Annotated in this window: 23 protein-coding genes, 1 other RNA gene and 2 pseudogenes; 5 read left to right on the forward strand and 21 right to left on the reverse strand. The window is 43.7% G+C overall.

The window, feature by feature from the left end; all coding sequences use genetic code 11:
• Window positions 1-83 precede the first annotated feature (83 nt).
• From dolP to ABLA85_RS07060, 4 genes are read right to left on the reverse strand one after another with little or no spacing between them, the layout of a single operon-like run.
• Window positions 84-659, reverse strand: a complete 576-nt coding sequence (dolP, locus tag ABLA85_RS07045) for a division/outer membrane stress-associated lipid-binding lipoprotein (RefSeq protein WP_367962577.1) — start codon at window positions 657-659, stop codon at window positions 84-86.
• A gap of 11 nt (window positions 660-670) precedes the next feature.
• Window positions 671-1,261 (reverse strand): DnaA initiator-associating protein DiaA, encoded by a 591-nt coding sequence (gene diaA / locus ABLA85_RS07050; protein ID WP_367962578.1) that lies wholly within the window; start codon window positions 1,259-1,261, stop codon window positions 671-673.
• A gap of 40 nt (window positions 1,262-1,301) precedes the next feature.
• Window positions 1,302-1,691: a YraN family protein gene (locus ABLA85_RS07055; RefSeq protein ID WP_340621669.1), complete on the reverse strand. Its 390-nt coding sequence runs from the start codon at window positions 1,689-1,691 to the stop codon at window positions 1,302-1,304.
• Between the two features lie 32 nt (window positions 1,692-1,723).
• On the reverse strand, window positions 1,724-3,655 hold the full coding sequence (locus tag ABLA85_RS07060) for a penicillin-binding protein activator (protein ID WP_367962581.1): 1,932 nt from the start codon (window positions 3,653-3,655) through the stop codon (window positions 1,724-1,726).
• A 63-nt stretch (window positions 3,656-3,718) separates the two neighbouring features.
• Between ABLA85_RS07060 and rsmI the strand changes: the two genes are divergently transcribed.
• Both rsmI and rnpB read left to right on the forward strand, forming a co-directional pair.
• Window positions 3,719-4,591, forward strand: coding sequence for a 16S rRNA (cytidine(1402)-2'-O)-methyltransferase (gene rsmI, locus ABLA85_RS07065; RefSeq protein WP_367962583.1), 873 nt, complete (start codon window positions 3,719-3,721; stop codon window positions 4,589-4,591).
• Between the two features lie 60 nt (window positions 4,592-4,651).
• Window positions 4,652-5,048, forward strand: an RNA gene (rnpB, locus tag ABLA85_RS07070) — RNase P RNA component class A.
• Window positions 5,049-5,115: 67 nt separating this feature from the next.
• On the opposite strand, the gene ABLA85_RS07075 is transcribed toward rnpB, so the two are convergent.
• A complete protein-coding gene (locus tag ABLA85_RS07075; protein ID WP_367962584.1) occupies window positions 5,116-5,829 on the reverse strand; it encodes a pirin family protein in 714 nt (237 codons plus the stop codon).
• 162 nt (window positions 5,830-5,991) lie between these two features.
• Between ABLA85_RS07075 and ABLA85_RS07080 the strand changes: the two genes are divergently transcribed.
• Window positions 5,992-6,885, forward strand: coding sequence for a LysR family transcriptional regulator (locus ABLA85_RS07080; protein ID WP_367962586.1), 894 nt, complete (start codon window positions 5,992-5,994; stop codon window positions 6,883-6,885).
• Window positions 6,886-6,946: 61 nt separating this feature from the next.
• On the opposite strand, the gene ABLA85_RS07085 is transcribed toward ABLA85_RS07080, so the two are convergent.
• The 5 genes from ABLA85_RS07085 to ABLA85_RS07105 all read right to left on the reverse strand — a co-directional run bounded on the left by ABLA85_RS07085 (window position 6,947) and on the right by ABLA85_RS07105 (window position 9,395).
• Window positions 6,947-7,342: a DoxX family protein gene (locus ABLA85_RS07085; RefSeq protein ID WP_367962588.1), complete on the reverse strand. Its 396-nt coding sequence runs from the start codon at window positions 7,340-7,342 to the stop codon at window positions 6,947-6,949.
• A gap of 182 nt (window positions 7,343-7,524) precedes the next feature.
• Window positions 7,525-7,818 carry a YqjK-like family protein gene (locus tag ABLA85_RS07090; protein WP_367962590.1) on the reverse strand — a complete coding sequence of 98 codons (294 nt, stop codon included), beginning with the start codon at window positions 7,816-7,818 and terminating at the stop codon, window positions 7,525-7,527.
• Complete coding sequence (locus tag ABLA85_RS07095; protein ID WP_367962591.1) at window positions 7,811-8,209, reverse strand: phage holin family protein; 399 nt, start codon at window positions 8,207-8,209, stop codon at window positions 7,811-7,813. The genes ABLA85_RS07090 and ABLA85_RS07095 overlap by 8 nt, the downstream gene beginning before the upstream one ends.
• A 1-nt stretch (window position 8,210) precedes the next feature.
• Window positions 8,211-8,516 (reverse strand): YqjD family protein, encoded by a 306-nt coding sequence (locus ABLA85_RS07100; protein WP_367962593.1) that lies wholly within the window; start codon window positions 8,514-8,516, stop codon window positions 8,211-8,213.
• 210 nt (window positions 8,517-8,726) lie between these two features.
• Window positions 8,727-9,395, reverse strand: coding sequence for a DedA family protein (locus ABLA85_RS07105; RefSeq protein WP_367962595.1), 669 nt, complete (start codon window positions 9,393-9,395; stop codon window positions 8,727-8,729).
• Window positions 9,396-10,076: 681 nt separating this feature from the next.
• Here ABLA85_RS07105 and sstT point away from each other — a divergent pair.
• Window positions 10,077-11,321, forward strand: coding sequence for a serine/threonine transporter SstT (gene sstT, locus ABLA85_RS07110; protein ID WP_367962597.1), 1,245 nt, complete (start codon window positions 10,077-10,079; stop codon window positions 11,319-11,321).
• An 83-nt stretch (window positions 11,322-11,404) separates the two neighbouring features.
• Here sstT and ABLA85_RS07115 read toward each other — a convergent pair whose 3' ends face one another.
• Entirely contained in the window at window positions 11,405-13,426 is a 2,022-nt protein-coding gene (locus ABLA85_RS07115) for an FAD-dependent oxidoreductase (protein WP_367962599.1), read from the reverse strand.
• A gap of 381 nt (window positions 13,427-13,807) precedes the next feature.
• Between ABLA85_RS07115 and ABLA85_RS07120 the strand changes: the two genes are divergently transcribed.
• Window positions 13,808-14,404 (forward strand): GNAT family N-acetyltransferase, encoded by a 597-nt coding sequence (locus ABLA85_RS07120; RefSeq protein ID WP_367962601.1) that lies wholly within the window; start codon window positions 13,808-13,810, stop codon window positions 14,402-14,404.
• A 32-nt stretch (window positions 14,405-14,436) separates the two neighbouring features.
• Here the strand turns inward: ABLA85_RS07120 and ABLA85_RS07125 are convergent, their stop codons facing one another.
• From ABLA85_RS07125 to ABLA85_RS07170, 10 genes and pseudogenes are all read right to left on the reverse strand, one after another.
• Complete coding sequence (locus ABLA85_RS07125; protein ID WP_367962603.1) at window positions 14,437-15,381, reverse strand: VirK/YbjX family protein; 945 nt, start codon at window positions 15,379-15,381, stop codon at window positions 14,437-14,439.
• Window positions 15,382-15,821: 440 nt separating this feature from the next.
• Window positions 15,822-16,036, reverse strand: a pseudogene (locus ABLA85_RS07130) (hypothetical protein).
• A gap of 22 nt (window positions 16,037-16,058) precedes the next feature.
• Complete coding sequence (locus tag ABLA85_RS07135) at window positions 16,059-17,294, reverse strand: MFS transporter (protein ID WP_367962605.1); 1,236 nt, start codon at window positions 17,292-17,294, stop codon at window positions 16,059-16,061.
• Window positions 17,295-17,743: 449 nt separating this feature from the next.
• Window positions 17,744-18,973, reverse strand: a complete 1,230-nt coding sequence (locus tag ABLA85_RS07140; protein ID WP_367962607.1) for a beta-ketoacyl-ACP synthase — start codon at window positions 18,971-18,973, stop codon at window positions 17,744-17,746.
• On the reverse strand, window positions 18,970-19,701 hold the full coding sequence (locus ABLA85_RS07145) for a 3-ketoacyl-ACP reductase FabG2 (RefSeq protein ID WP_367962629.1): 732 nt from the start codon (window positions 19,699-19,701) through the stop codon (window positions 18,970-18,972). The genes ABLA85_RS07140 and ABLA85_RS07145 overlap by 4 nt, the downstream gene beginning before the upstream one ends.
• Window positions 19,698-20,195, reverse strand: coding sequence for a 3-hydroxy-fatty acyl-ACP dehydratase (locus ABLA85_RS07150; protein WP_367962609.1), 498 nt, complete (start codon window positions 20,193-20,195; stop codon window positions 19,698-19,700). Before ABLA85_RS07150 ends, ABLA85_RS07145 begins: the two co-directional genes overlap by 4 nt.
• Window positions 20,192-21,358, reverse strand: a complete 1,167-nt coding sequence (locus ABLA85_RS07155; protein WP_367962611.1) for a beta-ketoacyl-[acyl-carrier-protein] synthase family protein — start codon at window positions 21,356-21,358, stop codon at window positions 20,192-20,194. Before ABLA85_RS07155 ends, ABLA85_RS07150 begins: the two co-directional genes overlap by 4 nt.
• A gap of 3 nt (window positions 21,359-21,361) precedes the next feature.
• Window positions 21,362-21,925, reverse strand: coding sequence for a DUF3261 domain-containing protein (locus ABLA85_RS07160; RefSeq protein ID WP_367962613.1), 564 nt, complete (start codon window positions 21,923-21,925; stop codon window positions 21,362-21,364).
• Window positions 21,922-22,839 (reverse strand): annotated as a pseudogene (locus ABLA85_RS07165) (MMPL family transporter); the annotation flags it as partial. The pseudogene ABLA85_RS07165 and the gene ABLA85_RS07160, both read right to left, overlap by 4 nt.
• A gap of 27 nt (window positions 22,840-22,866) precedes the next feature.
• The coding region (locus tag ABLA85_RS07170) for an IS1 family transposase (RefSeq protein WP_367962615.1) at window positions 22,867-23,057 on the reverse strand (191 nt) is incomplete at its 5' end.

The following is a 23,057-nucleotide window of genomic DNA, read 5'->3' on the forward strand; positions in this document are numbered from 1 at the left end:
GCTTGTTGGAAAAAATTAACTGTGACTTTTACTGTTGATGCCGTGACTTGTATCGTGCTAATCGCTACTTTTAATATCGAAATCTAATCGAGATAAATGAACGCGGTGGTTACACGTTTAACCCCATCAGTTTCGCTGGCAATCTTCGCGGCATCAGCCCCTTCCTGCCTGGTAACAATGCCGAACAAAAAGACTTCGCCATTTTCAGTCACAATTTTAATATTTGATGACTTCACCGCATCACTGGCCAGAATTTTCGAACGTACTTTCGTTGTCAACCAGGTATCTAAAGATGCAGTACTGAGTGTAACAGGATTACCTTGTCTGATTTCGTTGTAAACTACACTAACCCCTTCAACTTTCGATGCTATCTGTTTGGCTCGATCCGCTAGCTGCCTATCTGGACTCTGGCCGGTTAATAGCACCTTGCCCTCATAGACTGTCGTAACGATACGAGCCTGGGACCTAATTTGTGGGTCCTTGCTGATGGCATTACTGATACGAGCTTCTAAAGTGGTATCGTCAACTTGTTGCCCGACTGAACGGGGATCGGTGCCTGCTTTGGTTGCAATAGCAGCAGAGCCAACGATGGCAGCACCAATACATCCTTGCAATAACATTGCACTACAAAATACCAATAATAGAGAAAATAACCGCATTATTTGGCTCCTTAGTCATCCTGATGAGGGAATAACGTATTATCGATTAAGTCACACAGACAGTTAATTGTCAGCATGTGTACTTCCTGAATTCTGACACTGTGATGGGAAGGGATGCGGATTTCTACATCTTGTGGCCCCAACAGCCCTGCCAGTTCACCGCCATCAAAACCCGTCAATGCAACAATAGTCATATCGCGGGTAACAGCGGCTTCTACCGCTTTGATAATCGTCCGGCTGTTTCCGTGTGTAGAGATAGCCAGTAGAACATCTCCAGCCTGCCCCAGTGCTCTGACTTGTTTAGCATAGATTTCTTCTGGCTGTTTACTGCCAGCAATAGCAGTAATCACCACATTATCAGCATTCAGCGACAACGCTGGCAGACTTGGTCGCTCTGTCTCAAATCGGTTTATCATACTGGCGGCAAAACGTTGTGCTGTTGCGGCTGAGCCGCCATTACCACAGCACAGGATCTTGTTGCCATTCAGCAGTGACTGAACCATCATCAGTGCGGCGCGGGATATCGCGTCGGGTAATGCCTCTGCTGCTGCGATTTGTGTTTGAATACTTTCGGTAAAGCAGACTTTAATTCTATCCAGCACGTTATGACCTATATATTTCTATTTTATTGATCGAGTAAATTCAGAACCTATCAGATAGGTTTTCATTTAAATTAAAAGCATCTTTCAGCCATTCAAATTTTTGACCGGTAATTGCACAAACATCAAAGCGGCAGGCTGCAGTTTCAAAACATTCATCACGCTGGTAAAGCCAGAATGAGGCGGTGCGCAATATCTTTCTGCGCTTGCTTCGGGTAATTGTAGCAACGGCATCGCCGTATTGTGCATTTTGGCGGAAACGAACTTCGACAAAAACCCATGTTTGTTTATCACGCATGATCAGATCAATTTCCCCGCCACGAATTTTCACATTCTCTGCGACAAAGACAAGACCTTGTTGCTGCAAAAATTGTTTAACTTGCTGTTCATAATAGCATCCCTGCGCATAGCGATTATTTTGGTTTTTTTTCATCCTGAAATTACCAGTCAAAAGGGAAAAATCATTTATTGTACCGACTGTATGGCAATATTTTTGTTTATATTCTGAACAGGAATATTGTCAATGGCAGAAATACTGTCTGAGGTACTGTTAATCGTGCTGTCAGTCGTATCAGCGGGGTTATTTTCCGTCAGACGGCTTTCAACCTTAATACGTCCATTATTAAATTGCATCCACGGTAGCTGACGGGATATTGTACAACCCTCTGTGATGGAAAGCTCTCCGGATGCCCCATTCATATTGAATCCGATACCTTGTTGTAACTGAGTAAAATGATTGGCTAATGACCAGGCATCGATTCCCATCGCGTAAAGGCGCATAAGAGAATAATCATTACCAAATTTACTTGCGGCCTGTTTCATCAAGGGAATATTCGTTCCTGTTAATAATGGAACATCGCTGAATTGCATACCATCCATTTCCAGGCGAAAATCTGGCCCGGCATCTGCTTTATTGCTACGTGAATTGGCATAAAGAGCAGGTTTTTCACGAGAACTGATTGCCATATCAATCATTGGCTTGATCAGCGCTAATTCATCCGTTGTCGCAACGATGTAAACCGCATCAATTTGCTCACGTGAAGTGCTGGTAACAGCAACGGATAAGCTTTTATTAGCTTGTGGCTCGTTAATATCAGGAGTGGAAGTATTGACAGAAGAAGGACTGACAGAAATTGGTGTACCGGATAAACGAATCCCAACACCACGGTTCATGGATTGTCTCATCTCTGTTGTTGTTCCGAAGGATTGTTGTAAGACGTCGGAACCGCCTAATTTTTGCCATTCGGCTGCAAAAGCTTTTGCTACTCGATCACCCAATACCGTACGCGGTACTAACACCAGTGGTTGATGTTTCTGTTGATGCCAGATATGCAGGGCGGCACTTTTAGCCTCATCTTCCGGTGACAGGGAAAAATAACAGATATTGGAATGAGGTTGTAATGTGTCCGGTTTATTCAGTGCCAGAATATTTAATGATGTATTGAGCTGTGCCAATTGCTCAACCTGAGGTTTCAGTAATGGGCCGACTACCAGTGTAACCCCATCTTGTTCAGCTTGTGCCAACAGATTAGCCAGAGGCTGGCTGCTGGTATCATAGATTTTTACCGGATGATTATTGACAGGAACCGGACTGATAGTAAATTGTGCTGCTGTATTGGTATTGCCGGAATTATTTTCAGGATTTTCAGTATCAGAATTTGCCATATCTGTTCCTGCTACATCTCTGATAGCATCACCCATTGTTGTATTATGTGTGTTTCCGATATCGGAAGTGCTGGTATTAACGAAATTAACATTGGCAGAATCAGTTGCATTCACAGGTAATTCGGATTGTGGTAAGCCTTTTTGTGCATCAAGGAAGCCTTGGCGGATCGCTTCACCAAACGCTTTTGCCTGACCACTCAGAGGCAGAAACAGCCCTATGCTGGCCTGACGATCTGTAGGAGTAAATAGCATTTGTTGCAGGGCAGCAGGTAAACTCCGAGCAGCTGGGTTATCCGGATAGCGAATTTGCCAGTCACGAATAGCAGAACGTAGTTTATCCTGATCCTGCTTATTGGTCTGATAAGCATTTAGCAGATCTAACCATCCCTGAAGCGTATATTCATTGGCATTAATTACCAGTTCGCTCAGTTGTTGTGAAGTCAGATGCGTCAGTACCTGCCATGTATCATCAATGTTTTTCTGATGTGCAGCTTCATTTACTGCATGTGGTTCCAGTGCAATATAAGCACGGATGACATCCAGAGAAGGCTGGTTATCAGCAGTATCAATAATAGCTTGATAGCGATTAATCTCTGCGCTGATCTTGTCTTGTGGCTCAGAAGGTGGTTGCCCTTGTGGTTTAGGCATGGTACACCCTGCAATAATCATAGTCGTCAGCAGTGCTGAGTAGACTAAACCAGTTTTGAAACGCACAAAAATTGAGGGAAGCATACTGTATCCAGTGATGTTTTTTTCAAAGATGCTCAATTTTAAATCGGTCATTCGGATGAAACAATGAATCAACCTAATCGAGCAGTGGTTACGACATCTACGCTGTATGTTGTGCCAACCCCTATTGGAAATCTGGGGGATATCACTCAGCGTGCACTTGAAGTTCTTAAACATGTCGATCTGATTGCAGCCGAAGATACGCGACACACTGGCTTATTGCTTCAGCATTTTGCCATTAATGCGCGCATGTTCGCACTTCATGATCATAATGAACAGCAGAAAGCAGATCAATTAATTGCGAAATTGCAGCAAGGTCTGAGTATTGCTCTTGTCTCTGATGCAGGAACACCGTTGATCAATGATCCGGGGTATCACGTTGTCCGTCGTTGCCGCGAAGCTGGTATTAATGTTGTTCCATTGCCGGGGCCTTGTGCAGCAATTACGGCATTATCTGCCGCAGGGCTGCCTTCCGATCGTTTTTGTTACGAAGGTTTTTTGCCGGCAAAAAGTAAAGGGCGCCGGGATGTATTACGCGATTTGGCACAGGAGCCACGGACATTGATCTTCTATGAGTCCACACATCGCTTGTTGGACAGTTTAGAAGATATTGTCACCGTGTTGGGCGCAAATCGTTATGTGGTATTAGCGCGGGAGCTGACAAAAACATGGGAATCTATTCAGGGAATGCCTGCTGGAGAGTTACTGGCATGGATCAGAGAAGATGAAACCCGTCGGCGGGGAGAAATGGTGCTGATTGTTGAAGGATATCGCAAACCAGCAGATGAGAGTCTCTCTCCAGAAGCCTTGCGGACACTGGCATTACTACAAAAAGAGTTACCGCTGAAAAAAGCTGCGGCACTGGCGGCAGATATTCATGGCGTGAAGAAAAATGCCTTATACCGTTATGCCCTTGAGCAAAGCGAAGAAAGTACATGAAAGTAACAGGAACATGAAAACCCCTATACATCAGGTGATAAACCCCTTATAATCCGCGCCGGAGTTGGCTAGACAGTCGCTGCTTTACTGTTTCTTTCGGGAGTCTCTTTTGGAAGAAAGTGGTAAAGGGGAGGAAAGTCCGGGCTCCACAGGGCAGGGTGCCAGATAACGTCTGGGAGGTGAAAGCCTACGACCAGTGCAACAGAGAGCAAACCGCCGATGGCTCAGCTTTGTAAGAAACTGAGATCAGGTAAGGGTGAAAGGGTGCGGTAAGAGCGCACCGCACGGCTGGTAACAGTCCGTGGCACGGTAAACTCCACCCGGAGCAAGACCAAATAGAGGTTCACATGGTACGGCCCGTATCGAACCCGGGTAGGTTGCTTGAGCCAGCGCGTAAGTTCTGGCCTAGATGAATGATTGTCCACGACAGAACCCGGCTTATCGGCCGACTCCACAGATTCAGCCCTATAGAGCATCTGCTTTATAGGGCTTATTCATTTCAGGCAGATACTCAGGCAGAGATATTAGCTCCCCAAATCGATTAGCAAGCCCTGAAATGAAGAGATTGCCCGCAGGTGCAGTTGTGGCTCGTCTTGAATAAATATCCCATCCTCACATTTGATACTCACATTAAACTGGTCGCTGGTATGGCTCTGAGCATGGATCTCAACGTTACCATTGATAGATTGTAGATAAGCCTGTCTCCCTTGCAGAGGTATTGTCTGGGTGCCATTAGCTTGCAGCATAAGAAAGCTTATCCAAGTTGATTGTCGCAGGGACATACTGTTTTTTTCGGCTGTGGGCGAGGCCAACAGAGTCAAAGGTTGATCAGATAACATGCTACGCTGCACGGATTGTGGTGCCTGATGTGGATTGGCACTAAGCCAGAGTTGCAGGCGGTTCAGCGGTACTTTATCACTGATATTGTGCTCACTGTAGCGCAGATCCTGACGGGTAGAGAATAGCAGGCACTCTCCTTGACGGGCCTGAGTATAGTTTCCGGCACTGTCACGGTACTCAGCTTCTCCTTGCAGGATAATATTCAGGATATCGACATGGGGATAACCCTTTGGCTTGAATTCTGCTTTTGGGGCAAGGCTCTCCTGATTAAGTACCCGAAGTGCGCCATAGTTCAAAAAATTTGGGTCAAAATAGTGGCTGAATGAAAAAGTATAATGGGCTTTTAACCAACCATAATCGGCTTTCCCGCATTGATTTGCTGTTCTGGTTATTATCATGACAACTATCTCTTTACCATACGCCTGCTTGCCATATATTTATTTGTTATAGACCTATTGCGCTTGATCTTAATTCTCTGGACGTTGAAATGTTAGCCAGTTAATCTGTTCTCTATATTCAAATTTACTGATTGAGAGCTATAAGCTATATAGGTAAAGAACATGGGGAAAGAACGAGCGCTTACACTGGAAGCTTTACGGGTGATGGATGCGATAGACCGGAGAGGAAGTTTTGCCGCAGCAGCGGATGAATTGGGGCGGGTGCCATCTGCATTAAGTTATACCATGCAGAAACTGGAAGAAGAGCTGGATGTGGTGTTGTTTGACCGCTCCGGGCATCGTACAAAGTTTACTAATGTTGGCAGAATGTTGCTTGATCGGGGGAGGTTATTACTTGAAGCGGCGGACAAACTTACGGCAGATGCACAAGCCCTTGCCCGTGGTTGGGAAACTCAACTGACCATTGTCTGTGAAGCGCTGTTTCCCGTTGAGTCATTATTTCCTCTTGTGGATAGGCTGGCAAATAAAGCGCATACTCAGCTTTCATTAATGACCGAAGTGTTAGCGGGTGCCTGGGAACGGCTGGAAACGGGCCATGCAGATATTGTGATTGCTCCAGATATTCATTTCAGGGCATCTGCGGAAACCAATTCACGAACACTTTATTCCATAAAAAACGTCTATGTTGCCAGTGTGGATCATCCTATTCATCTTGAACCAGAACCGTTATCTGATGCCACACGGGTTAAGTACCGTGGGATAGCCGTGGCTGATACAGCAAGGGAACGCCCGGTACTAACAATCCAACTTTTGGATAAACAACCACGCCTAACGGTCAGTTCACTGGAAGATAAACGACGGGCTTTGTTGGCGGGGTTGGGAGTTGCAACAATGCCATATCCGATGGTGGAGAACGATATTGCAGAAGGGCGTTTGCAGGTTATTGGTTCGGAATATATCCATGAAACTAATATTATTATGGCATGGAGGCGTGACAGGATGGGGGAAGCTAAGACCTGGTGTCTGCGAGAAATCCCCAAATTATTTATGAAATAATTAATCAAAAAGCCCCTTGCAGGTAAACAGACAAAGGGCTTTTTTTATATATAGCAGACAATCACCAGTTCTTATTCAGTACGCGGTCAATACTCAATTTGCCTGGCCCCATCATTGCCAGCATGAGATAACTTGCACCGATAGCGAAATTCTTCAGGAACATAGTCTGGTTCATGCCATCTGAAAAATCAGAGTGGAATAGAATCGCAGTCAGGATACAGAAAATAAAAGTAAACACTGCTGTAGTGCGGGTCAGCATCCCTAACAACACGGCAATTCCACCACCGAGTTCAAGTAAGATAGTGAGTGGCAGTAGAATCCCAGGGACTTTCATCGCTTCCATGAATTCCTGCGTTCCAGCGTAAGCACTGCCTAATTTTCCATAACCCGCAATAATAAACAGGATTGACATTAAAATACGCGCTACTAATAAGCCACCATCTTCAAATTTTTTCATGAACATCTCCAATTCTGTGTTCTAAAAGCACAATTAGCTAATATTTTCTTGATGGAGAGTATTCTAAGGAGAGGTATTACAGGTTGATAGTAAGGAATATTAACAATTTAGTGCAGTTTTTTTGAAAAAATAACCCAATGTACATAAAGGGATTTGAAGAAGGACAAGGGCAATAAAAATGGTTAACGCCCGTTCAATATATTGCGTAGGGTTTTGATGTGTGTCCAAATGCTAATCAGGCGACGTGACCAGTGATAAAGTTTTCTGGGATGACGAATGCCATAAAGTAGTAATATACCACTACCAATAGCAAAATAAGGTTTGAAAGAGAGTAGCATCTGCCAGCCATGATCGTAAGAGCGAGTGATGGTAAGCCAATGCTGGCCATAAGCTGAGAGAGACTGCCGTTGCTGCTGAATTTCTTGTAATAATGTCTGTTTTCTCCGTTCTCGCTGTTGACGCCGTGATTTATTCATGGTCATTCTCCAACATCTTGCGATCTATTCTGAGTTGCTCACGAGTTGCATTAAGAAAAGTCAGCCGGCGGGATTTCCTGATAGTCCAAATTGTGCCAAATACGGCGAGAAGTAGCAGAGTTCCTGCTGCAATGGCTATGACTGTAGCCTGGTAGGCTGGATCGACAGCCAGAAAGACCAGCATTAACAGACATATTATACCAAGGGCCGCAAATAGCAGCGTGAACCCTACCAGCAACAATAATTGCACCAATGTGGCTGCACTCTCTTCCAACTCAACGGCTGCAAGCTGAATACGAGTCTCAACCATACCGACAACCAGAGTTACCACTCGCCGTAAGGTATTAAATATTCCTTTTCCCGGACCTTGTGAATGGGATGATTGGGTCATTTCAGCGTCTTGCCAGTAATACGCCCAATATGATACCCACGGCGGCACCGATACCTACGCTAGTCCAGGGGTTGTCACGGACATAACTGTTTGCACAGCTTGCTATTTCTTTTGTCTGATCTGTCAGTTTATCACTGGCATTACTAAAAGCTGTGCGGGCATCTTTCAGCATTTTTTCTGCTTTGCTACGTAATTTTTCCAATTCAGCTTTGGACTTATCCTCAGAGCTGTTTAGCACTTCTTCCAACGTATCCGCAAGGGATTGCAATTCAGCACGTAATTCTTCAGAGTTTTTCATCTGTGGCATAGAACTCTCCTCATATATACGGTGGATGAATTTCTAACATAGACGTTTTTATGCGGAGTTTAAAGTCTGAATGGTGAAAAATTGTCATCTAATATGACAGATTAATCCTAAGTAAATGATTATCAAGAATAGCGGGAGAAAGCCCCTGTAACAAGTTACCTGCTGTAATGCTACAGGGCGATGTGGAGGTTAGAGTTATTGAATTTAGAATTATTGGATAGAGTTATTTGTGCGTTTCTTACGCCAGATGAACGTCAGGCTGCCAATTAAGCCAATGAGTAATAGAGCTACGGGTAATAACACCAGAAAATTCATAAGGTATTGTTCGTATTGGTGGAAAAAGGGGCTTTTACCGAGAGCGTAGCCCAGAGTCGTCAGGATAATTACCCACAAGAAACCACTTAACCAGTTGAATATCTGAAAACGTGCATTATTCAATCCTGCAAGACCTGCTAATGTAGGCAGCAACGTTCTGACAAATGCAAGAAAGCGACCAATTAGTAAGGCTGATAACCCATGACGGTGAAACAGGTTATGGGCGCGTTGATGATAATGTGAAGGAAGATGTGACAGCCAGCCCCGGACTAATTTGGTATTACCAAGCCACCTTCCTTGAAGATAACCTACCCAACAGCCGAGGCTTGCACCGATAGTAAGGATGATTAACGTGGTGGGAAACGACATTGCATCTTGGGCTATCAGGACGCCAACCAATATGAGTAAGCTGTCACCTGGCAAAAATGCGGCGGGTAACACGCCATTTTCCAGAAACAGAATTGTGAAGAGCAGAAGGTAGATTACCCATACCAATGACGGGTTAGCGAGTGTTTCATAATCTTGGTGCCAAAGTGCATAAATGAGGTCTGTTACAATTTCCATCAAATGTTCCTAAAACGCGGGTTAAGGATTACATCTTACTTTTATGGTATATTTATGGTGCATTTCTATTATATAGAAAGAAAATACAAAGCATTATATTAAGATTGTCAATAAAGTGCTTTTAAACACCTTTCAAAAGGCATTAATAAGTAATAGTGACACTTTAACAAAATCATCCGTAGTGAAACAGAAAATTTTGGTGATCAATTGAACGTTAATAAGGTGAGGAAAATAAAATCGCCCAGATATATCAATTGATTAATTGTTTTATGAGGTTTTCACAAAACCGCACTATTTACGTATTGACTCTTCCATCTGCCTGAATTTTCGATTTTTCCAGATACAAAATTCATCGTTTATCGGCTGATCGCGAAATTAATCCATCAATAATATTGGCGCTAATGCCGATCACAATTATTGTCTTCGAAACCAATTATTCATTTAACCATTTGAATTAAATAAAAACTTTAGTTTTTTGTTTTTCTTTTTATTTCGTCAATATTTGATCAAACAGTGAATCTGTCGTTTCGATCACACAAATGTGATGATTTTGTTATCAATTGTTGAGCTGATTGTAGATTTTTATTAATTATTCTTTTTAGTTCTCTGTACTTTTCTATACTGGAAAAGCAAACATAAAAACAACAGGCTTATTAAGCCTAAATATCAAAGGGATAGATTATGGAAAAACAACAAAAAGGCTTTGTGCAGTATATTGTACGAGGAAGCCTCGTCACACAAATTATCATCGGATTAGTTGCAGGGGTATTACTGGCCTGGGCAATGCCTTCTGCCGCGCAATCAGTCAGTCTATTGGGAACCCTCTTTGTTGGTGCTTTAAAAGCTGTCGCACCAGTCCTGGTGTGGGTCTTGGTAATGTCTTCTATTGCAAACCATAAAAAAGGTCAGAAAACCAATATCCGACCGATTTTGATTCTCTATATTGCTGGAACTTTCTTCTCCGCACTGGTAGCTGTTATCGGCAGCATACTGTTTCCATCGACATTAATCCTGTCGACTAATGATGCTCAGATGTCGCCACCGGAAAATATTGTTGAAGTGCTAAGAGGAGTATTGCTCAACGTTGTTGCTAACCCGATTGATGCGATATTGAAAGGTAATTATGTTGGTATTCTGGCATGGTCTATTGGTCTGGGTATCGCGTTACGTCATGCAAAGGAATCAACTAAATCAATGGCGCAGGATCTGGCCGAAGCCGTGACTCTGGTTGTTCGTGTTGTTATTCGTCTGGCTCCCCTTGGTATTTTCGGCTTGGTTGCCTCCACTATCGCCACAACAGGATTCGAAACGTTGTTTGTCTATGCACAACTGTTGGTTGTACTATTGGGTTGTATGATTGTTGTTGCATTGGTTGTTAACCCATTGATTGTATATTGGAAAATACGACGTAATCCTTATCCTTTAGTTTTTGCCTGCTTACGTGAAAGTGGCGTAACTGCATTCTTTACCCGTAGCTCAGCAGCTAATATTCCGGTTAACATGGCAATGTGTCGTCGTATGAATCTGGATGAAGATACTTATTCTGTTTCAATTCCTTTGGGAGCAACGATCAATATGGGGGGAGCTGCTGTAACTATTACCGTATTGACGCTGGCAGCGGTAAATACCCTGGGCATAGCTGTTGATATCCCAATGGCAATACTGTTAAGTGTAGTCTCAGCAATTGCAGCATGTGGTGCATCAGGTGTGGCGGGTGGATCACTCTTGTTGATCCCGTTGGCATGTAGCATGTTCGGTATCTCCAATGAGATTGCTATGCAGGTTGTGGCAGTAGGTTTGATTATTGGTGTATTGCAGGATTCGGCTGAGACGGGACTGAACTCCTCAACAGACGTACTTTTTACGGCTGCGGTGTGTCAGGCAGAAGAAGCAAGACAAACATCGGAACAGTTAGCAGAGCGTTAATTTGTATCAGTCGCAGAAATAAAACGGTGATAATGAACCGTTCGTTTGTTATCACCGTTCCTCTCTTAGCCTTTTATTTTTTACTATATCTTAATTGCCAGTCGAGTTCCCTGATCAATTGCCCTGCGGGCATCCAATTCGGCGGCGACATCGGCTCCGCCAATCAAATATACGTTTTTACCCATTGCTTGCAGAGGTTGATAAAGTTCTTTTAATGGTTCCTGACCGGCACAGATAATTACGTTATCCACCTCAAGGCATTGTTGTTCACCATCGCGCAGGATATGCAGCCCTTGATCATCAATTTTCAAGTATTGCACACTGTTTAACATAGTGACCCCCCGCATCAGTAAGCTGGCCCGATGAACCCAACCGGTAGTTTTACCTAAACCTTCCCCGACTTTGGAATCCTTGCGCTGCAATAGATAGATTTTTCGTGGTGAGCGTTCCATGTGTGCACCCTCTGGCTGTAATCCACCACGATGGGAAAGCGTCTGGTCGATACCCCATTCTTGACTGAATGCGTGGCTGCTCAGGCTGCTGCTCTGTCCGCTCTGGCTCAGATATTCCGCTGTATCAAAGCCAATACCGCCAGCACCGATAATGGCAACACATGGACCAACATCGCGTTTATGCTTTAATACATCCAGATAAGTCAGCACTTTTTCATGTTTAATACCATCAATATTCGGTGTCCGAGGCGTGATACCGGTGGCAATGACCACTTCTTCAAATGAAGCAAGCTGGTCTGCTGTTGCGGTATGGTTTAGTTTTACTTCAACATCATTCAGTGCCAATTGGCGCTCAAAGTAGCGCAGTGTTTCATGGAATTCTTCTTTGCCCGGAATTTGTTTGGCAATATTAAACTGCCCGCCAATTTTGTTTTCTCGTTCAAATAACGTGACATGGTGTCCGCGACTGGCGGCAGTAACAGCGAAGGATAAGCCAGCCGGTCCGGCACCAATCACTGCGATAGTTTTGGGCTGTTTCACCGGTTCGGCGATAAATTCTGTTTCATGGCAGGCTCGTGGGTTCACCAGACATGAAGTCAGTTTCCCGACAAATATTCTGTCCAGACACGCCTGATTACAGCCAATACAAGTGTTGATTTCATCTGCACGGTTCTGTTCGGCTTTTAAAATAAACTCAGCATCTGCCAGGAAAGGGCGAGCCATAGAAACCATATCTGCACAGCCTTCACTAAGGATTTGTTCTGCAACATGGGGATCATTGATGCGATTTGTTGTGATCAAGGGAATACTGACTTTCCCCATCAGCTTTTGGGTTACCCAACTAAATCCGGCTCTGGGCACCATTGTGGCGATTGTTGGAATGCGTGCTTCATGCCAGCCGATACCGGTATTGATGATGGAAGCACCAGCTTGTTCAATCTTCAGTGCTAATTGTTCGACTTCCTGCCAACTGGAACCGTCTTCCACTAAATCCAGCATAGAAAGGCGATAGATAATAATGAAGCGTTTTCCGACAATAGCGCGTACTGCTTTGACAATATCCACAGCAAAGCGCATACGATTTTCAAAACTTCCTCCCCATTTGTCCTGACGATGATTAGTACGGGCAACCAGAAACTGATTGATGAGGTAGCCTTCTGAACCCATGATCTCAACGCCATCATAACCGGCCTGTTGTGCGAGCTGAGCACAGCGGGCAAAATCCCTGATAGTCTGTTGGATATCCGCATCGGACATTTCTTTAGGCATAAAGGGGTTGATCGGAGCCTGAATGGCTGAAGGAGCAACGAGGTTTTTCTGGTAGCTATAACGCCCGGTATGCAAGATTTGCAGGGCAATCTTACCGCCAGCCTGATGTACTGAATCTGTAATGATCCTATGATGAGGCAAAGTATCTTCACTATTTAGGATGCTTGCTCCTGCTGCAACAACGCCTTGTGGATTGGGGGAGATACCACCTGTGACTATCAACGCTACACCAGCAGCAGCCCGCTCTGCGTAGAATTGGGCCAATCGCTCGGCTCCATTAGGATGTTCTTCAAGCCCTGTGTGCATTGAGCCCATCAAGACACGGTTTTTTAAGGTAGTAAAGCCTAAATCCAGCGGGGTAAACAGATGAGGGTAATTGCTCATTACATTCTCCATCGAATAATTTGGCGACTCACACACAGTATTATTGTTTTCAATATGACTTAGCTGTTAGCTAAGTGGTCGGATGAGATTGCTATCAAATTTAGAGGGTTCCAGCCCGATTGGAATCACTTTGTTAATTGATTGTGACAGATATCATGAAATCATCTATACCCAACAGATTTCAAGATATCGTCAACAAAGTAGTAATGTGAAAAACGAAGGTCATAGCAATAAAAAATATTTCGTTGTAACTTAATGGTTATTTAAGATAAGGGTAACTTTTCAGCTACTCTGCATTGAATGGAAAATTGTTTTTCTATAGAGACAGTAATACAAAGGTAGTCGTATATAAGATTAGAAATAAATAAGGACAGTAACACGATGCAAAACATAACCGAATGGATCACTCTGACCGGAAAGAATGTTACTTTAATACCTTTGACGCAGGAACGACATGATGAATTCGCGCGTGCCATTGAAGACGGACAATTACATCAATTGTGGTATACCAATGTACCTGCGCCGGATGGGGTACAAGCAGAAATTGAGCGTCGTTTAGCTCTTCATGCGCAGGGAAAGATGTTGCCTTTTACCGTTATTGATAATCAAAGGAATGTAGCAATTGGAATGACGACCTATATGAATATCGATGCCAATCTTCCCAGACTAGAGATTGGCTCGACATGGTATGCAAAATCAGTTCAACGTACGCCTGTTAATACAGAGGCAAAATTCTTGTTACTGGAATATGCGTTTGAAAAAATGGATTGTGTTGCTGTGGAATTCAGAACTCACTTCCTGAATCACCAGAGTCGCAGGGCAATTGAGCGTTTAGGCGCAAAATTGGATGGTATTCTGCGTTGCCATTCACGAACAAGGGATGGTTCAATGCGGGATACTTGCGTATATAGCATCCTTCGTAGCGAGTGGCCTGCCATAAAAAACCATCTTATCTGGATAATGGCGAAGCCCCGCTAAGCATCACATCAGGAACGGCTTCCTAATGATGGCTAATTGGTGAGAGATGCTTTGATATGGCTATCTAAATCATCCAGTAGTTGATAGCGGCGACGGTATTCCGCGCGTTTCTTACTGGGGATTTCATCCAATGATTTTCTTTCGATATTGGATGGCAGATGGAAATCATTATTCTCTTTCCTGATGCCATTCAGAGACTCCCAAAAAGCATTATAATCCGCTACCATCAGGTGCTTTTTCTTATGCCAGTAGCGGATACTACGATAAATATGTGTTTCATTACTGACAGCTAAGATTTGTTCACAATTCGTATGTTCAGCAAACCGACAAATAGATTCGATCAGTAAACGCTTAGGAAACAGGCCGTAACACTCTTTAGTTGCATTACGGATAACATCCAGAGAATTATCTCTTTTGGCCGGGCCTTGTAATACACCAATAAACAATGTTTGTTTACCATTAACAGTTAATAAGGTGAATGCACATTTTGCCAAAGTGACATTTTTTTCTGTAGTCATATATAGCGCAAGTTCACCTTCTTTATTCAGGTTGTCTAAAGAATCTATATATACATTAAATGATTCGTTTTTTCCCTGGATAGTTGCCAGTAAATAAGAATTAGTATTAAATATCTTATTAATAACAGTGGGTGTTAACTGTTGAAATAAAATTCTATAATGTTCACTAAGTGCACTGACAATCTGATTACGCTTGAAGTTAATACTCAGATATGGGCGATGTAATTTACAAGGTAAGCTAGGCTGTTTCTTTAAAATATCCAGATAAATTGGAGTATTAGCAATTCTATCCAGTAGCTTAAGTGTAGAGATAGGCGTAAAAAAGCTGCGTAAAGCGAACTTTGCACGATAACTGGATGAGTCCCAATATACTCCGGGAGAAACACGCTGTCCGACAAGATCGGTAAACAGTTTCACGCCTGAATATGTTGTAGTTTTAGATTGTTGTAGATATTTCATTGATTGTAAAATCCAAAATAATAGACAGCGCATTATTTTACCATTTTTCTATTGGATATATCAAAACGTATTAAAAACAGATTAATTTAACTTTACTATGTTGATTTTTAGTCAAATTTTTATTTTTCTATTTTGTCAGTATTACTTTGTTTTATTTTTTGTTCAATGAACATTGAATAAGTTAATTTGTTAGCCATAACTTTATGTTTTTATTTTTGTCTTAAGAATTTTCTGATGATATGCAGTGTTATATTTATAATCAAATCTATGTTGATAAGCGATTATCTATGAAATATTAAATATCACTCCAGGAGATATCCCCTTTGTCTTTCAAATTGCCTCTCACCGGAGGCCAGCTTTTGGCCGGGCAAATTCATTCCTGGCAAATTTGTCATTCCCTTGCCGTCGCGACGCAACTTGAAATCCATTGGGTATAGCTGTTAAGCAAGCTTCATATGTAGTAACGGGAATGGATTTCCTTGCCCATCAATTTCTGAGCGGGAAAAAGTTTGTTGGGTAAGTAATTGTTTTGGATTAATGGACGTAATTCGTCGATCATACCCTGAGGCAGAAAATTATGAGTCGCCCGGACAGAGGCTTCCCAGATCTGGATAAGTGTCGCGAAATCCTCTTCGGTGGCTTTCTGTATCTGCATTAAATACCTCTACATTAATAGGTTAACTTGCCAATACACGATTTTTTCGGCAAAGACCTGCCAGCAGCATATAAACCGCAGTGGCCAGTAAGACAAGGAAGAAGAAGTTCATTAACCCGTTGTTTTGCATAGTCCCACTGTGCTGAATGGCATTGTGTTGAAACATAAAACTGCCTGCTCCTAATGGGCCGATAGCAGAGCCGATGCTATAACTTAACAGCATAACTTGTGTTGCTGCGACAATATAGGATGAATCAAGTTTGTCACAAGCAAGCGTGATGGCAATTGGGTAGAGGGCAAAAGAAGACATCCCTAAAAGTGCGAGTGCCACAATCATGATAAGATAACTTTCAGAAAGATAAGTCATCCCTATAGCAAATACGCCGAGCAGTGAAGCCATTGCCAATAACAGTGTTTTACTTATTATAATAGACAGTTTGCTGATAATCGGCTGAATTACCATCCCACCCAGAATAATAGCAGCCATTAATACCCCAACTTGTTCAGTATTGAACTTACTTTGGCTTAATGATAGCGGCATCAGGCCGTAGATAGTGCCCATCACAATTCCTGATGTCATACAGCCGACAATTGCAGGCTTACTGAACCGGGTGATTTTTTTCAGCGATAAGCGTTGGTGATTCAGTATCGGTGGTTGTCCATGACGTACAAATAATGGGGGCAGAGTGGCAATCAGTAGCAGAGACAGAATAGCGGCGAAAGGTATTATTCCCTGCGTACCAATAAAACCGATACCCAGTTGACCGAGTGTTGTTCCCCCATAGAGGGATGTCATATAAAGACCCAGACGCCTGGCGCGCTCTTTGGGGCTATCGCCAATCAATAACCAAGATTCAACCACCACAAAAATACCGGCAACGGCAATTCCCGCTATGCAACGAACAAGTAACCAGATCTCTTTATTGGGAAAAAAAGGTAATACCACAACCGTTACAGCTAAAAGCAATAAAAAACTGACAAATGAAAAACGATGTCCTATTTTGGCAATAACAGGCTCAATCATTATTGATCCTATTAATAAACCGATGTAATAAGCACTGGCTAACCAACTAGCATAGCCAGTATCGATGCTGAAACCTGCCATCGATAATGGAATTAAGCTCATCAAGTAACCAGAAGCAATCGCAAATACAGTCAAGCCCGCGACAGGTACAAATGCACTGTCATTTTTGCGCAGCAGTTTCACTACTGTCGTCTCCACATAAAAAAAATCAGCCAGATATGCGCTGCTTCTCATCAAGATCTTGCCGAATAGCAATAACGATATATGCCAAGGACTGGTATATATCTTGGTGATTTAAGCAGTAGATAAGTTGCTCAAGAATTTTGAGTTGTGCGGACTATAGACCTTTCTATCAGATAGATACAATGAGAAAAACTAATACTGATGAATGAAAAGATTTATGAATAAAGTGGATGATAAATGGTTCTATGTCTTGGAGGGTATCGACAGAATTAATTTAGAATACATGTGGAAAAGCCCCCAAAAGGCAAAGCGTGATTTAATACGGTGAGTACTTTTGAACTAAATTAAGTAGCCATAGTGCTGCGAGTCAAACAACCAACTGTCGCAGAAATGGAAGAATCTGAAATTTACAGGATATAAAACGCTCCACTTTTGGGAGCGTTTGGATATTGAGAACAAGATGAAATATTCTCAGTCTTCTTTTACTGTCGGAATAAAAATCAAACCCAACGCTGAATCACAAGCGAAGTATTAATCCCGCCAAAAGCAAAGTTATTGCTCTGGATAAATTCAGTCTGGATTTCACGTGGCTGGTGCATGATGTAATCCAACTCACCACAAGCTGGATCAATTTCATTTAGATTGATGGTAGGTGCAAACCAACCCTCATTCATCATTTCAATGCTTAACCAGGCTTCCAGAGCGCCGCAAGCGCCTAGCGTATGGCCGAAATAGCTTTTCAGTGACGAGATAGGACTTTTGTTAGCGAAAATATTGGCAGTCGCCTGACTCTCTGCAATATCTCCCCGATCTGTTGCTGTGCCGTGAGCGCTGATATAACCGATATCTGCTGGCCGAAGCCCTGCGGATTTCAGCGCCATTTCCATACAGATTTGCATCGTTTCTGATTTTGGCTGAGTGATATGGGAGGCGTCACAGTTAGTGGCAAATCCAATGATTTCGCCATAAATTTTTGCTCCACGAGCTTTGGCATGTTCCAGATCTTCAAGAATAAGCGTTCCGGCGCCTTCGCCGATCACCAAACCATCACGGTTTATGTCAAATGGCGAAGGGGTCGTTCTTGGCATGCTGTTTTTTTGGCTGGTGGCGAACAAGGTATCAAAGACTGCCGCTTCTGATGGGCATAACTCTTCTGCACCACCAGCGACCATCACAGTCTGATAGCCATTACGAATGGCTTCCCAGGCATAACCAATGGCTTGGCTGCCTGAGGTACAGGCGCTTGAGGTTGGGATGACTCTGCCACGCAGCCCAAAGAATAAACCTGTGTTAACCGCTGTGGTATGGGGCATCATCTGTACATAAGTTGTACCGGTAATATTGTTGGTGTGTTTTTCAGTCAGCATAGTGGCGAATTCACTAACCGGTTTAGTGCTGCCTGTTGAAGAGCCATAAGCAATACCTGTTTCACCATTAGTGAGTACTGGATCACCAAGTAGACCTGCCATTTCAAGAGCCAGTTCAGTGGCGCGTGTTGACATGAGTGAAACACGCCCCATGGAGCGAATACGCTTGCGAGTATAGTGCTCAGGCAAAGTGAAATCTGTCACTGGTGCACCAAGATGAGTATTAAGCCCGTCATATTCTGCCCACTCAGCCATTTGCTGCACTGCATTCGTACCGGCTTTTAAACCGGAAAAAACGGATTGCCAGCCGTGGCCTAAAGCGGTAATGCCGCCCATTCCTGTGATGACTACCCTGCGAGTCATAGCATTCCTCCGTTGATTGAAATCACCTGGCGGGTGACATAACCGGCAATGTCAGACATCAAATAGCTGGCAAGACCAGCAACTTCATTGGCTTGCCCCATACGTTTCATCGGGATCATATGTATAGCTTCTTTTAAAGCAGGCTCTTCAATTTGAACCATATCTGTATCAATCAGCCCCGGTGCGATGCAATTCACGGTGATTTTTCGTTTTGCCAGTTCGATTGCGAGCGCTTTTGTTGCTCCTATAATTCCCGCTTTAGCAGCACTGTAGTTGACTTGCCCGCGGTTACCCATCAAACCGGAAACCGATGACAGTGTGATAATTCGCCCCCCCTGACGCAGGCCAATCATTGGCATGATGCAGGGATGGATAACATTATAAAAGCCATCCAGATTGGTATGAATGACACTATCCCACTCACTCCCGTCCAGTGCCGGGAACGCCCCATCTTTAGCAATGCCGGCATTACAGACAATGCCGTAGTAAGCTCCGTGCATTTCGATGTCTTTTTCCAAAATTGTGCGGCAGGTGTCGCGATCTGAGATATCAAAACTCAGTATCCGCCCATTACCTCCGTTGGTTTGGATCTGCTCAAGTGTTGCTTCTGCACCTTTCGCATCACGGTGATAATGAACAATGGCGGTGAACCCATCTGCTGCCAATTGGCAGGCGATTGCCCTGCCGATCCCTTTACTGGCACCGGTCACTAAAACTGAACGCATTATACTGTCCCATCCCGTTTAAATAGTTGTTTAATCTCTTCTTTTTCTGGTTGATAAGTGTTCAGACGTCCTGTTGCCAGCACAGCGCCGTTACAGCTAATTTCACCTTCAAAACTGCCGAATTTTTCATCCTGTAGTAACAGATTCATTCGAATATCTAAGACACTGCCATGTGTGAAGACGGGCACTTGACAACGTACAGCTCTGCCGCCCAATAACATGCCTAAAGAAGAGTCCTCTTCTTGTCGTTCTTTACGATGCCAGCCAGACCAAACGCCGATAGTTTGTGCCATTATTTCAATGGCAAACCAGTTTGGCAGGTGATTTTCTTCATTGAGGAAAGATGACAGTACACCTTGTTTGTTAACTGTCACCTGACAATGAACACTTTCGCTGGAAACATTGATAATCTTTTCCAGTAATACCATTGGTGCTTCATGGGGAATGTAGTGATCAACAGGTAAATAGCGATCAATGGGTGAATAACCAGGCATCATACAGCTCCCAGGATCAGGCTGGTGTTATTTCCGCCAAAAGCAAATGAATTGGACATCACAATGGGTTTTTCTAACTGTCTGGGTTGAGTCAGCAGGCCACAGTTCGCCAGTGATGTATCTATGCCTGAGCGGGAAAAATCTTGTGGTGGCAGCGGTAAATTATAGGTCAGCAACAGCCAGCAAAGGCCGGCTTCACAGGCACCAGCAGCTCCCAGAGTATGGCCTGTCAAATGCTTGGTTGAACTGCAAGGAATGTTCTCACCAAAGAGCTGGTTAATGATAAGGGATTCCATCTGGTCATTGAGTTTTGTACCTGTTCCATGCAGATTTATATAACCAATTTCTTGTGGGGAGAGTCCTGCATTGTTCAATGCCATGTTAATGGCTTCGATAGCTCCTTTTCCTTCAGGATGCGGGGCTGACATATGCCACGCATCGCTGGATTCTCCTACACCGAGCAGTGCAACGGGATGAGGTGCCCGTGTCAGGAGTAACAGAGTTGAAGCCTCACCAATGGTAATACCCTGACGATCGTTGCAAAATGGTTCACACAATGTTTCAGAGAGTGCCTCAAGGCTGTTAAATCCGTTGATTGGCATACGGCTGAGTGTATCTGCACCACCGACAATCGCCACATCTGCCATGTCCATTTCGATCAGGCGTTGGCCACTGATAATTGCTCGTGAACTGGAGGAACAAGCCGTGGAAATAGTGAAAGCAGGCCCTTCAATACCAAGATAGTTGGCAATGAACCGAGAAGGATCACCCAGTTCCTGTTGGTAATAGTGATAGTGCTCATCAGCTTGTTGATTTACTGTCCGGCTGACATGTTTGTCACCTTCATTAAGGCCGGAAGTACTGGTTCCCATAATGACAGCAACCCGTGCTCGTCCATACTGTTTTATGGCTTCATCGACTTGTGGTTTTATCTGCATTAAAGCAGCCAGTAGTAGTTGATTGTTACGGCTATTGTGTTTGTGCAAGTGAGCAGGAATGGCCGGTAATTCAGCATCAATTCCCCCCAGACAGCAGACTTTATTGGGCTGTAACCAACCAGAGCGCGCATACATGCCGGGAGCATGCCCCTGCATAAGATTCTGCGCGATGTCATCTACATTATTACCCAGAGCATTGAGCATACCCACGGCAGAAATATAAATCATGTTTTACTCTTCTAAATGCTGAATCGCGATGTCATAACCAAAAATAAATTGCTGGACGTGTACCGGACGTCGTTTGCCATTTTGGCTGTCATAATGGATTTCTGTAATTAATTTTCCTTTATTATCATGTAATTGACGGATTTTATTGGTGTCCTGTAGCGTCCACCCTTCGGGTAAAAGCGGAATCCATGCGGTAACCGGCCAATAACTGAGCATGATATCTGCCAAGACTTGACTGGCGGGTGGAATTTCCGGCAATACAAGGGATTGTTCGGTATGAATGCCATCTTTATCGTAGTTTAACCTGAACAGGCGAATACCCAGTGACGACAGGCCAGCCAATGATAACTGATGTTCATTGGCATTAAGCAGGACAATCAGCGATTGCTGTTTGCCATTCACGGTTGCCGTTAATAATTGTTGTTCATTAATGGCAGGCACTATACTCGGTTCAGGCAGTGAGATACGTACTCCCGGTTTAAGCCATGCGCTAGGAGTACCCTGTTTGGGAAGGTTGGTACAAGCTGCCAGCAGACATATCAGTGATAGAATGAAGAAACGCATCATGCTTTTTTGTTCCTTTTGGGACGTTCAGGCATTGCCAGTGGCGAGAGCAGAAATGCAGTGAAAATCCCACTGCATAAGACAATACCAAAGCTACTGATTGCCTGAGTACTACTGAATGCCAACATACCCAGAGTCAGCAGTGAAGTGCACATCGCGACCGTGATCGCCAATAGTGAAGTGAGTGGTGTGCCGCGAGGGTTACTGAAAAACAGGGTATAGTTGATACCAATTCCCAGTACCAGCACCAATGCTAATATTGAGAAAAGATTAAGGCTGTAGCCACTGAAACCAAGAACAGCCAAGGCACATCCGAGGGATAGCAGTGACGGCAATATACTGATTGTGCCACGGCGTAAGCCAAGTCGAATGAGATAACTTATTCCGATTAACACAACTGAACCAGCCAGCAACCAGCCAAGTATGGTGCGATAAAATTGAAACATTTCATCGAATGCCAGTTTGCGGTCTACCCAACTGATACCGGCTTGTTTTTCCGCTAACTGACGCATAAGCACGCTGTCTTTTACCCCCGTTACTGGCAACAAGACACCGCTCTGACCGTTGGGCAAAGTGATCCACATCAAACGCCATCCCTCACTGACAACACTGTTGAGCCAGTTATTGGGTGTGACAGTCATAGGGCGGATATCGGGTTGTTTAACCGGCAGGCCGGCTTCTGTCAGACGCATGATAATATTCGGAATAGCGGCTTTAAGCAGTTCCAGATCTTTATGTTGCTGTGCAAGGGAAGATAGCGGTAGGCGTTGATAACTTGTGATCATACCTTGCTGTTTTTCTGCATCCAGTTTAGGGATAAATGCTTCCAGACGCTGTAACGTTTGCTCTGCATTATCGCCATAAACAACAAACCATTTTTGATCACTTCTTTGACCGGTCAGTTCGGCAATACGTTTTGGTTATGCTTCCAATGGTTAGATTGCTTAGAGAAAGTAGTATTCACGCTCAATAAACGTTCCTATCACTTTATCGTGTATTTCTTCGGATTTGGAATAGCCTATCGTTTTTCGATTCAGCCTCTTTATCCGGATACGCAGGGTGAGATGGGTTCTTTCTATACGTTGGGTAAATTTCTTTCCCGTGAGGTGTTTTTCCTCAGGTAGGCAATCGTAAA

Source organism: Xenorhabdus sp. SGI246, assembly GCF_040838225.1.
GTDB classification, from domain to species: Bacteria; Pseudomonadota; Gammaproteobacteria; order Enterobacterales; family Enterobacteriaceae; genus Xenorhabdus; species Xenorhabdus indica.

Excerpts from the sequence above, each read along its gene's own strand:
- ABLA85_RS07100 (WP_367962593.1), bottom strand. The coding sequence starts at position 8,516 with ATGCCACAGATGAAAAACTCTGAAGAATTACGTGCTGAATTGCAATCC.
- rsmI (WP_367962583.1), top strand. The coding sequence starts at position 3,719 with ATGAATCAACCTAATCGAGCAGTGGTTACGACATCTACGCTGTATGTT.
- ABLA85_RS07095 (WP_367962591.1), bottom strand. The coding sequence starts at position 8,209 with ATGACCCAATCATCCCATTCACAAGGTCCGGGAAAAGGAATATTTAAT.
- ABLA85_RS07155 (WP_367962611.1), bottom strand. The coding sequence starts at position 21,358 with ATGATTTATATTTCTGCCGTGGGTATGCTCAATGCTCTGGGTAATAAT.
- dolP (WP_367962577.1), bottom strand. The coding sequence starts at position 659 with ATGCGGTTATTTTCTCTATTATTGGTATTTTGTAGTGCAATGTTATTG.
- ABLA85_RS07135 (WP_367962605.1), bottom strand. The coding sequence starts at position 17,294 with ATGAGAAGCAGCGCATATCTGGCTGATTTTTTTTATGTGGAGACGACA.
- ABLA85_RS07085 (WP_367962588.1), bottom strand. The coding sequence starts at position 7,342 with ATGAAAAAATTTGAAGATGGTGGCTTATTAGTAGCGCGTATTTTAATG.
- ABLA85_RS07075 (WP_367962584.1), bottom strand. The coding sequence starts at position 5,829 with ATGATAATAACCAGAACAGCAAATCAATGCGGGAAAGCCGATTATGGT.
- ABLA85_RS07080 (WP_367962586.1), top strand. The coding sequence starts at position 5,992 with ATGGGGAAAGAACGAGCGCTTACACTGGAAGCTTTACGGGTGATGGAT.
- ABLA85_RS07120 (WP_367962601.1), top strand. The coding sequence starts at position 13,808 with ATGCAAAACATAACCGAATGGATCACTCTGACCGGAAAGAATGTTACT.
- ABLA85_RS07160 (WP_367962613.1), bottom strand. The coding sequence starts at position 21,925 with ATGATGCGTTTCTTCATTCTATCACTGATATGTCTGCTGGCAGCTTGT.
- sstT (WP_367962597.1), top strand. The coding sequence starts at position 10,077 with ATGGAAAAACAACAAAAAGGCTTTGTGCAGTATATTGTACGAGGAAGC.
- ABLA85_RS07055 (WP_340621669.1), bottom strand. The coding sequence starts at position 1,691 with ATGAAAAAAAACCAAAATAATCGCTATGCGCAGGGATGCTATTATGAA.
- ABLA85_RS07150 (WP_367962609.1), bottom strand. The coding sequence starts at position 20,195 with ATGATGCCTGGTTATTCACCCATTGATCGCTATTTACCTGTTGATCAC.
- ABLA85_RS07115 (WP_367962599.1), bottom strand. The coding sequence starts at position 13,426 with ATGAGCAATTACCCTCATCTGTTTACCCCGCTGGATTTAGGCTTTACT.
- ABLA85_RS07060 (WP_367962581.1), bottom strand. The coding sequence starts at position 3,655 with ATGCTTCCCTCAATTTTTGTGCGTTTCAAAACTGGTTTAGTCTACTCA.
- ABLA85_RS07090 (WP_367962590.1), bottom strand. The coding sequence starts at position 7,818 with ATGAATAAATCACGGCGTCAACAGCGAGAACGGAGAAAACAGACATTA.
- ABLA85_RS07105 (WP_367962595.1), bottom strand. The coding sequence starts at position 9,395 with ATGGAAATTGTAACAGACCTCATTTATGCACTTTGGCACCAAGATTAT.
- ABLA85_RS07140 (WP_367962607.1), bottom strand. The coding sequence starts at position 18,973 with ATGACTCGCAGGGTAGTCATCACAGGAATGGGCGGCATTACCGCTTTA.
- ABLA85_RS07125 (WP_367962603.1), bottom strand. The coding sequence starts at position 15,381 with ATGAAATATCTACAACAATCTAAAACTACAACATATTCAGGCGTGAAA.